This window comes from Zarconia navalis LEGE 11467, from assembly GCF_015207075.1.
GTDB lineage: Bacteria > Cyanobacteriota > Cyanobacteriia > Cyanobacteriales > Geitlerinemataceae > Zarconia > Zarconia navalis.
Genome location: NZ_JADEXN010000284.1, coordinates 1 through 6,944, shown reverse-complemented (window position 1 = coordinate 6,944; position 6,944 = coordinate 1). Strand labels below are relative to the sequence as shown.

The 6,944-nt window shown below is 45.8% G+C and carries 7 protein-coding genes; 4 read left to right on the top strand and 3 right to left on the bottom strand.

All coding sequences use genetic code 11. From position 1 onward, the window contains the following. Window positions 1–30 precede the first annotated feature (30 nt). Complete coding sequence (rpiA, locus tag IQ235_RS14815) at window positions 31–741, bottom strand: ribose-5-phosphate isomerase RpiA (RefSeq protein ID WP_264322217.1); 711 nt, start codon at window positions 739–741, stop codon at window positions 31–33. Window positions 742–1,098: 357 nt separating this feature from the next. Here rpiA and IQ235_RS14810 point away from each other — a divergent pair, with 357 nt between their 5' ends. Continuing rightward, window positions 1,099–2,037, top strand: a complete 939-nt coding sequence (locus IQ235_RS14810; RefSeq protein ID WP_264322216.1) for a ParA family protein — start codon at window positions 1,099–1,101, stop codon at window positions 2,035–2,037. Between the two features lie 702 nt (window positions 2,038–2,739). Here IQ235_RS14810 and IQ235_RS14805 read toward each other — a convergent pair. Then, the gene (locus tag IQ235_RS14805) at window positions 2,740–4,140 is read right to left on the bottom strand and encodes a sigma-70 family RNA polymerase sigma factor (protein ID WP_264322215.1); all 1,401 of its coding nucleotides are present in this window, start codon (window positions 4,138–4,140) and stop codon (window positions 2,740–2,742) included. A gap of 898 nt (window positions 4,141–5,038) precedes the next feature. On the opposite strand from IQ235_RS14805, the gene IQ235_RS14800 reads away from it, so the two are divergent. Further along, the gene (locus IQ235_RS14800) at window positions 5,039–5,674 is read left to right on the top strand and encodes an ABC transporter permease (protein ID WP_264322214.1); all 636 of its coding nucleotides are present in this window, start codon (window positions 5,039–5,041) and stop codon (window positions 5,672–5,674) included. Here IQ235_RS14800 and IQ235_RS14795 read toward each other — a convergent pair. After that, window positions 5,668–5,829: a lycopene cyclase family protein gene (locus IQ235_RS14795; protein ID WP_264322213.1), complete on the bottom strand. Its 162-nt coding sequence runs from the start codon at window positions 5,827–5,829 to the stop codon at window positions 5,668–5,670. The two genes, IQ235_RS14800 and IQ235_RS14795, sit on opposite strands and share 7 nt — an antisense overlap. A 162-nt stretch (window positions 5,830–5,991) precedes the next feature. Between IQ235_RS14795 and IQ235_RS14790 the strand changes: the two genes are divergently transcribed. Continuing rightward, window positions 5,992–6,132: a hypothetical protein gene (locus IQ235_RS14790; RefSeq protein WP_264322212.1), complete on the top strand. Its 141-nt coding sequence runs from the start codon at window positions 5,992–5,994 to the stop codon at window positions 6,130–6,132. Window positions 6,133–6,282: 150 nt separating this feature from the next. Beyond that, window positions 6,283–6,944 (top strand): condensation domain-containing protein (locus IQ235_RS14785; RefSeq protein ID WP_264322211.1); only part of this gene is annotated, 662 nt, incomplete at its 3' end.

The window sequence follows — 6,944 nt, the reverse complement described above, 5'->3', positions numbered from 1 at the left end:
CTTCCGTTGCCTCCGTTGCCCACGTTGCTCCTACATTTCGCGAATCACCGGCTTCCCATCTTCGATCGCCCCAATGAGAACGACATCGGAGACTTCCACAAACAGTCCGTTTTCCAAAACGCCGGGAATGTTGTTGAGAGTTTTCTCCATTTCTGCGGGGTTGTCGAGGGTCTCGAACTTGACATCGACGACTAAGTTGCCTTCATCGGTGACGACGGGGCCGGCTTTTTTGACCCCCATGCGCAATGTGGGTTTGCCCCCCAGCTTTTCGATCGCCCGCATCACCGGAGTCATCGCCATCGGCAGGACTTCCACCGGCAGCAGGAACGTCGAACCCAATCGATCGACGATTTTGGACTCATCCACTACCACCACGAACTGTTCGGCGAGGGCATCGACAATTTTTTCGCGGGTGTGGGCCGCACCGCCTCCCTTGATTAAGTTCTTGTCGGGATCGACTTCATCAGCCCCGTCGATGGCGATATCGATGCGATCGACTTCGTCGAGGGTGGTTAGGGGGATACCGTACTCTTTAGCCAGAACCGAGGCCTGAAAAGATGTGGGAATACCTTTAATGTCCGAGAGTTCCCCCGATTGCAGGCGCTTACCGAGAAATTCGATCGCGTAGGCGGTGGTAGACCCCGTTCCCAGTCCGACGATCGAACCCGATTTTACGAGATCGGCAGCGGCCTTACCCACTTGCTGTTTCATCAATTTAACGGGGTCTTGTTCCGTACTCATTCAAAATACTCCTTAAAAATTGGTCTTGGTCGAACATCGATCGCGCCAAAAAATGAAGTGGCGCGATCGCTACTGACTTGTGCTGGGCTAAAAAAAAGTTAACATTGTTTGGTCAACATATACTCACTTAACCTTTGACTCCGCCAAAAGTCAGGTTAGGGAAATTCTTAGGTTGCGGGGATTCCCATGAATAAAACCCCTGTATTTTTCTGGTAGGATAACTGCCAGGGTTGGGGCGATCGAATACAGAAGCCCTGACTTGCGCGTTTGGAATCTCTCGGGCATTGAGTCCGATAGCCATGGCGCGGTCGCGGGTGCATCAACGGCCAGACAGCTTATCCAAGGGAGCAATCGCTGATGGGATATATTGTTTCGACCACCAATATGAAAGGGGGGGTTGGCAAAACCACGCTGACAGTCAACCTTGCCACTTGTCTGGCAAAATATCACGGCAAACGGGTTCTTGTGGTCGATCTCGATCCGCAAATCAGTGCCACCTTATCGCTGATGCCGCCAGCAGAGTTTGCCAAACTGCGCAAAGAGCAGCGGACTCTCAAATCGTTGATTCAAAAGGCAATTACGAACGATCCCCAATTTAACTTAGGGGTTGAAGATATTATTCAGCCCTATGCGGGAACCCTCACGGGTATCGATATCTTACCGGGAGATATTGATTTGTATAATGATTTTCTCGTCGCCGAAACGATGTATAAAAAGGCGATGCGCAATCCGGGTAATAATTTTCAATCGGTTTGGGACTCATTTGAAGATGACCTATTGCAAGGTATTTTAAAATCTGTCGTTCCCCAATACGATTTTATTATTTTAGACTGCGCCCCCAGCTACAATATTATTACCCGCAGTAGTTTAGTCAATAGCGACTTCTACTTAATTCCGGCAAAACCCGAACCCCTATCCTACATTGGAATTCAATTGCTCGAGCGACAAGTGAAACGGTTAATTGAAACCCACCAAGCCGATCGAAAAGAACAAACACAACTAATCGGTATTGTTTTTACGATGTCGCGTAATATTTTAGCGGGTCGTTATTACCAGAAAGTTATGCAGCGAGTGCGCCAAGAATTTAACGCCGCTCAAATCTTTAAAACCACCGTTCCCATGGACGTGAACGTGTCGAAAGCGGTGGATAGTTTTAAGCCGGTGGTACTGACCGAACCTGGATGTGCTGGGGCGAAAGCTTTTAGAAATGTCACCCAAGAATTGTTGCAGAAAATTTCAGTTTTGCGAGGCGGACCGGCGGCTAAAAATGCTTTCAATTTGTCTAAGTTGGATTAAATTTTGGGCGATCGACACTTTAATAGACCTCTCCGGAAAAGAGACAATAGGAAACGGGTAACCGAGGTGAGAATTGATTGTTTTAAGGGCGAAAATTGATTGCAACTTTTATTGTCGGAAATGTCTAATAGAAGATATCTTCAAAAGTAGATGAATTCTTTCTTGTTGCATTTCAATCTGAACTCGTGACAGTTTTCTTTGCACAACTTGGAATCCCATTCCCGCTTTTCGCCGCACCCATAGATGAAGCTCCCGACTACTGTGGTGCCAATGTGTGTTCGCTGTGCCACACCCACCAACAACATACGTTCTGCGGTATTGGCTGTGTGATGATACCGTGCCCATCCTGCAGCAGTATTAGTGCCTTAGAGGTCTACAATCGCCATGACGCTGAATGCAGCTCGCAATGCAACAAATTGCGCGCACATTGGGATATGACCTAGTGTGAAGTTGCTTTGTGTGATGATGAAATTGCGATCGATTCTCACAGAAAGTTCTCAAATATCTGCTGGAAAAAAGACCCTCAGATGATGCTGAGAGTCTTTTTCGAGGAACTTAAATTTTGAGAATTCAGATCGATAGCAAGTCGGTGTCTAATTTTTACGGTTTCGCCACTAAATTATCGAATGACCGGTAATTTCTCGGGACGATCGCGATCGCTGACAAAACTGACTTCGTTATCAGAATCTAGCTCCCCAAGCTTTAACGAATGTACTCTTTAAGGATGCTGTTGCGGTTGGGATGGCGCAACTTGCGAAGAGCTTTAGCTTCGATTTGCCGAATTCGCTCGCGGGTGACGTTGAAAATTTGTCCGATTTCTTCGAGGGTTTTCATCCGACCGTCATCGAGACCGTAACGCAATCTCAACACATCCCGCTCGCGAGGGCTGAGGGTATCGAGAACGCTTTCGAGGTCTTCGCGCAGTAAGCTCTTAGAAACTTGGTCTTCGGGGGTCTCGCCGTCAGATTCGATGAAATCGCCCAAGCGAGAGTCTTCTTCTTTACCGATAGGAGTTTCGAGAGAAATCGGTAACTGAGCCGACTTGGCAATGAACCGCAGCTTCTCGATGGTCATTTCCATGCGAGTGGCGATTTCTTCTTCTGTGGGCTTGCGTCCCATTTCCTGGGAGAGCAATTTGGTGGTCTTCTTGATTCGGGAGATGGTTTCGTACAAGTGAACCGGAAGCCGAATCGTGCGAGATTGATCGGCGATCGCGCGGGTAATTTGCAGTTGCTCGGAACCGGCGATAACGTATCGCAGTTGAGTTGGCAGTTCTTTGTTAATGGCGAAGCCTTCCACGAGCTGTTGTAGGGCGACGGCGGGAATAAACAATCGGTGAATCGCTCGATCGATAATAAACTGAGATAGACCCACCGCATCCTTTCGCAGCGCCTCGGGAATCATCTCTAACACTCCGCCAGAAAGCCAAGTGGAAAAAATTTCCTGGCAAGAGACGTCGAAGTTAACCGAAGCCAGTTGCAGGGTTTTCATTCCTGCCCCGAGTTCGTAGTGCTGCAACTGCCACTCGAGTAAATTCAAAATCGGCAGCCCTGGCATGGCAATGCCTTTAGGCTTGCCCGTGGAACCCGAAGTATAAGTCACGTAGAGGAGATTCTCGGGGGTCGCCGTTCGGCCTAAGTTTTCCCGGCTTTCTTCAGCAACGATCTCACGCCGTGCATCCAGACAAACCACTTTAGCCCGATGGAGTGGAAGCGCCTTAACTAGATGCTGCTGGGTTAAGATTACTGGAGCTTGGGTATCTTCCAACATTAAAGAAAGACGTTCGCCAGGATAGCTCGGATCGAGTGCCATATAAGCGCCCCCAGCTTTAAGGATACCCAGAAGCCCCACCGCTAAATCGAGCGATCGCTCCAGACACACCCCCACGAGAACTTCGGGTTCGACTCCCAATTGTTGCAAGTAACGGGCAAGTTGGTTGGCGCGCTCGTTGAGTTCTCGGTAGGTTAAATGTCGATCGCCAAAAACAACGGCGATCGCATCTGCATTTTGCTGGGCTTGGAGTTCAAATCGTTCGTGAATGGCGAGATTTTGGAGTTCGTCGCGGTGAGTGGAGTCAAAAAGTTGCTGGCTTGAGTCTTTCATGGCATCGTATACCCGGTTCGGAACGAGAATTAAATAATATCCGGAATTATCCGGTCTGTGATTGGGTCGTGTAATTCTATTGTGGTCGGTCGTTATCAAAGACAATTTCGATCGTTTTCTTGAACTTAGGAGTCACTTTGCATTCGATTATTGCTCTTATTTTACTGCTAGAAAAACATGATTTTTTTTTGAAAAATGTCTTGCACTTGCCGATTTTTGACTTGAGTAATCTCTTCATTTTTAGTATGATTTTTTCTGCCGACCGGTTTAGCCAGACGATTAAGACAGCGAACTAAAATAGATTTTCTAGAATTCGATCGTTTAATGATAACGAACAATTATCCTCGCTCCATATCCAAGAAAATATCGAAACCATCCAAAATTCAATCTGTTTTTTAGAAAATGGTTTATCGAAATTCACAATTTTAAAATATTTTTAGAACTACAGATAATTCCTCTTCACAAATTTTGTTAATGTCACTAATATACATATAGCTTGATTTTTTTTCTTTCTTAATTTATATTGTTTTTTGAAAAACACGATTCTGAAGAAATCAGACAGGCAATCTATCTTATGTTTTTAAGCTTGATGACAACTCGTCCCAATGCGCTCGATTTTTTTTTAAATCCTTTTGAGTATTATACAATACCTCTCGATCGATGGATTGCAACATTTGTCAACTATATTGTCAATCATTTTCGATCGATATTTCAAGCAATTCGTTTACCAATTAGTTGGACTCTAGAAGAAATTCAATCAATTTTCCTAATCATTCCTCCTCTTATTTTTATATTGGCTGCAGGCTTAATAATTTGGCAAATTGCTGGAAGGTTTGTAGCAATTTATAGCATTATTTCTTTAATATTAGTGGGTTCGATCGGCGTTTGGGAGCCTGCAATGGTTACACTTTCATTAGTATTAACAGCCGTTTTGTTTTGCATTGTGACAGGAATTCCCCTGGGAATTGCTTGTTCGATAAACGATCGTCTAGAGGGTATTATCAAACTAATTCTCGATGCAATGCAAACCATTCCTCGTTTTGTCTATCTCGTCCCTGTCGTGATGCTCTTCGGCATCGGTGAAGTCCCCGGAACCATCGCCACAATTATTATTTCTCTTCCACCCCTCGTGCGTCTTACAAACTTAGGAATTCGCCAAGTCTCACCCGAGATGGTGGAAGCAGCCACAGCATTTGGTTCGACCCATTTACAAATTCTCTTGGAAGTCCAAATTCCCCTTGCTTTACCCAGTATTTTGACGGGATTAAATCAAACTATTCTTTTTGCTTTAGCAATGTCAGTTCTCACCGCAATGATTGCAGCTCCCGGATTGGGATCGATCGTTTTAGAAGGAGTCGGTCGCTTGGATGTCGGTCAAGCAGCAGTGGGAGGATTAGGAATTTTTTTACTAGCAATAATGCTCGATCGCATCACCCAAGCTATTGGCAAATCTAATCTACAAATGGCTTGGCACAAGCAAGGTCCGATCGGTCTTTTCGTATCTTTATGGCAGTTGCAAGGAACTCATCAATAAAATGCATACAGTTTATTTTGAATCGCTGTTCTATTGGAAGCATTATCGAGAAGGACAATTGCAAGGTCGGACATTGTCTGTTTCAATTGTCTGGCGAGCGTTAACCCCGCCATCCCAGCCCCACAAATCGCCACATCGTAGATTTTGTTATTCATGTGATTGATTTAGTGGCATTTTAAAAGTGCCATTTTAAAAGTGCGACAAAAAAAGAGTCCAGAATAAAATTACCCACAAATTGCCCGATCGCGAATCGATGCCCTCACAGAGTCTAAGCCCGAGTCGAACCGACTTCAGACGTTATTAAGACTCTGACCCAAATGAGTTGGCCCCGATGTCAACTCACTCAAGCAGTACGGCCATCGATTCGCCCTACGCCGGCAATGGCAATTGCGGATACCCCTGTTGGAACTCTCGATCGCGAGTATTTTCTTGAGGTGCGCCTATTCTCTCAAAACTGAAAAGAGATGTCTTTCCAAAATCGGAAAATTTCCTGCCAATATCGGAAATTTTTTGCCCTCTAAAGTCTCGATCGAGCTTTTATAATTTAGATTGTTAAAAACTTCTAAAAAGACTTGATAATTGACGATCGATTAATTTTTTTCTAAAAAATGAAGACTCTAAACGAACTTTTATCTCACCTGCACGATCTCGATATTCAACTCTGGCTCGAGGGCGATCGCCTGCGCTACAATGCCCCCAAAGGAGCCTTAACCCCAGAACTGCGCGATCGCCTCGTCGAGCGTAAAGCCGAAATTATTTCCTTTTTGCAACAGGCGAATGCAACAGTTGCTAACCCAACTCTGCCGTTGCAACCCGTAGTTAGAGACAAGGATTTTCCCCTATCCTTTGCCCAAGAAAGAATTTGGTTTCTCGAATATATCGGAGGGAAAAGCGGTAGCTACAATATGCCGCTGGTTCAACGTCTGAGGGGAAACCTCGATGTCGAAGTTCTCAGAAAGGCGATCGGGGCGATCGTTGCCCGACACGAAATCCTGCGAACTACTTTCAAACGGGTCAGACATTCGGCCGTTCAAGTCATTCATCCCACTTTCAATCTTGAAATCCCCGTCCTCGACATCCAACAGGAACCGGAAAAACTCGAATCGATCGTCACCGAAGAAATTCAGCAACCCTTCAACCTCGAAACCGGCCCTCTGCTGCGAGTTCGGCTGCTGCACCTCGCCCAACAAGAGCATATTTTCCTGCTAGTGACTCACCACATCATCTCCGATGCCTGGTCTGAAGGGGTCTTTATCAAAGAGTTATTCCG

What these genes read in the sequence shown, in the direction of transcription:
- IQ235_RS14790 (WP_264322212.1), top strand. Translation starts at nt 5,992, where the DNA reads ATGAGTTGGCCCCGATGTCAACTCACTCAAGCAGTACGGCCATCGATT.
- IQ235_RS14805 (WP_264322215.1), bottom strand. Translation starts at nt 4,140, where the DNA reads ATGAAAGACTCAAGCCAGCAACTTTTTGACTCCACTCACCGCGACGAA.
- rpiA (WP_264322217.1), bottom strand. Translation starts at nt 741, where the DNA reads ATGAGTACGGAACAAGACCCCGTTAAATTGATGAAACAGCAAGTGGGT.
- IQ235_RS14800 (WP_264322214.1), top strand. Translation starts at nt 5,039, where the DNA reads ATGGTTACACTTTCATTAGTATTAACAGCCGTTTTGTTTTGCATTGTG.
- IQ235_RS14810 (WP_264322216.1), top strand. Translation starts at nt 1,099, where the DNA reads ATGGGATATATTGTTTCGACCACCAATATGAAAGGGGGGGTTGGCAAA.
- IQ235_RS14795 (WP_264322213.1), bottom strand. Translation starts at nt 5,829, where the DNA reads ATGAATAACAAAATCTACGATGTGGCGATTTGTGGGGCTGGGATGGCG.